At 60.2% G+C, this 3,209-nt stretch carries 4 protein-coding genes; 1 reads left to right on the plus strand and 3 read right to left on the minus strand.

Going from position 1 to position 3,209, the window contains the following annotated elements:
• Positions 1-501 (plus strand): aspartate/glutamate racemase family protein (locus tag AC1D1X_RS19235; RefSeq protein ID WP_477698914.1); only part of this gene is annotated, 501 nt, incomplete at its 5' end.
• Between the two features lie 8 nt (positions 502-509).
• Here AC1D1X_RS19235 and AC1D1X_RS19240 read toward each other — a convergent pair.
• The 3 genes from AC1D1X_RS19240 to AC1D1X_RS19250 all read right to left on the minus strand — a co-directional run.
• Positions 510-1,820 (minus strand): TRAP transporter large permease, encoded by a 1,311-nt coding sequence (locus tag AC1D1X_RS19240; protein ID WP_477667969.1) that lies wholly within the window; start codon positions 1,818-1,820, stop codon positions 510-512.
• 57 nt (positions 1,821-1,877) lie between these two features.
• Positions 1,878-2,411 carry a TRAP transporter small permease gene (locus tag AC1D1X_RS19245; protein WP_477698915.1) on the minus strand — a complete coding sequence of 178 codons (534 nt, stop codon included), beginning with the start codon at positions 2,409-2,411 and terminating at the stop codon, positions 1,878-1,880.
• Between the two features lie 20 nt (positions 2,412-2,431).
• A partial coding sequence (locus AC1D1X_RS19250; RefSeq protein WP_477698916.1) for a TRAP transporter substrate-binding protein occupies positions 2,432-3,209 on the minus strand: 778 nt, incomplete at its 5' end.

Consider the following 3,209-nt stretch of genomic DNA (forward strand, 5'->3'; position numbering starts at 1 on the left):
GTGCAGGCCTTGGCGAGCGAGGGCGCGTTGGCCATCACCACCAGCTGCGGTTTTCTCGTGCTGTTGCAGGACGAATTGCAGGCGGCCGTGGAGGTTCCTGTTGTCACTTCAAGCCTGCTTCAGCTGCCGGTACTGCTTGCACGCCACGCCAGGGTGGGCGTGCTGACCATCAGTTCAGCGGCGCTGGGTGAGGAACACTTGCGTGCCGCAGGTGTGGCGCATGAGCGTCTGGCGGATGTGGTGGTGCAGGGGGTGGATCCTGAAAGTGAATTTGCTACTGCCATTCTGGGTAACCGCCCGACCATGGACAGGGAGAAGGCGTGCGGCGATGTAGTGGCGGCTGCGGTGGCCCTGAGGCAGCGAGAGCCTTCATTACAGGCAGTGGTGCTTGAATGCACCAACTTGCCGCCGTACCGCCACGCAATTGAAGAGGCCACCGGCTTTGAGACCTGGGCGCTGACTGACGATGAGAGACTTCTGTCGCCCTGGCGCGTCCGCTGAGCCGCTATCTATTTATCTTTGCCCATGACGAGATCAGGCAAGCTGGTCACGATCTGCGGGAATACCGTGATCAGCACAATGCACACCACCAGGCAGCCAAAGAAGGGAATGGCGGCGCGTGCAATCGTGTTGCTGTCCTTGCCGGTCATGTTTTGCAGCACAAAAAGATTGAAGCCCACCGGCGGCGTGACCTCGGCAATCTCGACCAGCAGGATGATGAAGATGCCGAACCAGATGAGATCGAAACCGGCCTTCTGGATCATCGGCAGCACCACGGCGCTGGTCAGCACGATCATGGAGATGCCGTCGAGCGCGGTACCCAGGATCAGGTAGACGATGGTCAGCACACCGATCAGCGCAAACGGCGAGAGGTTCATGCTGTTGACCCACTCGGCCAGCTCACGCGGGATACCGGTGAAGGCCATGGTTTTGGTCAGGAATGCCGCGCCAGCCAGGATGAACATGATCATGCAGCTGGTGCGCGTCGTGCCCATCAGGCCCTCTTTGAAGTTTTGCCATGTCAGTGACCGGCTCCACAGCGCCAGGCCCAGCGAACCGGCCACACCGTAAGCCGCGCATTCGGTGGCCGTGGCATAGCCGCTGATCAGCACCCAGCAGATGAAAACGATCAGCGCGGCGCAGGGCAGCAGGTTGCCCGACTGCCTGATCTTCTGCATGAACGTGGAAGGCGGGTCGGCGGCGGGCACCTTGTCGGGATGGCGCAGGCTCCACCAGATGATGTAGCCCGAGAACAGCGCCATCAGCAGAAAGCCCGGGAAAAAACCCGCCAGGAAGATGCGGATGATGGACGCGTCGGCCGCGACGGCATACACCACCATGGTGATGGACGGGGGAATCAAAATACCCAGCGTGCCGGCGGTGGCGAGGGAGCCCAGGGCGATCTTCTCGTCGTAGCCGCGCTTGAGCAGCTCAGGCAGCGCAACCTTGGAAATCGTGGCGCAAGTGGCGGCCGACGAACCCGAGACCGAGCCGAAGATCCCGCAGCCCAGGATGGTGGTATGCATGAGGCGGCCGGGCACGCGGTTGAGCCAGGGGCGCAGGCCCTCAAACATCTCTTCGCTGAGCTTGGTGCGAAACAAAATCTCGCCCATCCAGATAAAGAGGGGCAGGGCTGCCAGTTCCCAACTGGCATTGCTTTCCCAGAAAGCACTGAAGAGATTCTTGCCCGGTTGGGTTGTTGTGAAAAAGGCCTGCCCGACCCAGCCGCAGATGGCCAGGGTCATCGCAATCCACACGCCGCCCGAGAGCAGCAGCATCATGAGCAGCAGCAAGATGCCGCCCACCATCAGGATATCCATGTTGTTGTCTTTGTAGTCTGGAAAATAAACGGAAATGAAAGAGACGCAGGCTGAGGCTCAAACTTCCGAAGAGAAGTCGCCGCGCGCATGGCGTTCTTCGACTTCGCGCACAAAGGTCGGCACGCCGCCGCGTATCACGATGATGAATTCATCGACCACGGCGACCAGCAGCAGGATGGAGCCCAGCGCAAAGCTCAACTGCGGAATCCACATCGGCATGGGCAAGAGGCCTTGCGAGATGTCGTTGAACTCCCAGCTTTCATAGGTGAAGAGGCATGCCGACCATGCCAGGTAGGCCACCGCCACGCTGCCGATAAAAAGCGAGGCCAGCTCGAGCACGCGGYGGGTCTTTGCATTCACTGAATCGAGCAGCAAGGTCACCCGCACAAAGTCGCCATGCTTGAATGCGTGGGCCATGGCAAAGAAGGCGGCGGCCGCGCAAAACCAGGCCACCACGTCGTTCACGGCGCCGGTGTTAACGCGGAATTCGCGCAGGATGCTTTGAGCGATCATCAGCACCGCGATGAGGGCGATGAAGGCGGCGCCCAAGGCCCCGCCTGCCAGATAAAGTTTGTCGAGGAATTTGCGCACGGCCTGCCTTGTTGTATGCCTTACTTCTTCGCGGCCCTGAGCTTGTTGAAGTTGGCGATGATGGCTTCGCCGTCAGGGCCGGCCTTTTTCACCCAGTCGGCCTGCATGATGGTGCCGACCTGCTTCATGTCGGAGACCAGCTTGGCCGGCGGCGTGACGATCTTCATGCCTTTGTCGGCCAGGGCCTTTTTGTACCACTCGTTCTTTTCCTCGCTGAGCTTCCAGCCGCGCACTTCGGCGTCCGCCGCGGCCTTGGTGAGGGCCGCCTGTGTGGCGGGGTCGAGCGCATCAAAGGCTTTTTTGTTCACGATGACGGCATTCTTGGGCAGCCAGGCCTGGGTGTCGTACCAGTACTTGATGCTTTCATAGGTCTTGGAGTCATAGCCGGTCGAGCCCGAGCTCATGTAGCTTTCCACCACGCCAGTGGCCAGCGCCTGCGAGAGTTCAGCCGCCTGGATGGTGACCGGCTGCGCGCCGATCAACTCGGCAATCTTGGCGGTGGCGGGGCTGTAGGCGCGCCATTTGATGCCGCGCAGGTCGGCAACCGAGGCGAGCTCTTTCTTGCTGTAAATGCCTTGCGGTGGCCACGCCACGGTATAGAGCAGCTTCATGCCCTGTGTGCCCAGCAATTTATCAAGTACGGGCTTTTGGGCTTCGTAGAGTTTTTTGGAATCAGCGTAAGAGGTGGCCAAAAAAGGAATGCCATCGACGCCGTAAATCGGATTCTCGTTTTCGAAATTGACCAGCAGCACTTCACCGATCTGGGCCTGGCCGCCTTGCACCGCACGCTTGATTTCG

The organism is Polaromonas sp. P1_G4 (assembly GCF_056405475.1).

Bases quoted from the DNA above. Each gene is read 5' to 3' on its own strand.
- AC1D1X_RS19240 (WP_477667969.1), bottom strand. From the start codon at position 1,820: ATGGATATCCTGATGGTGGGCGGCATCTTGCTGCTGCTCATGATGCTG.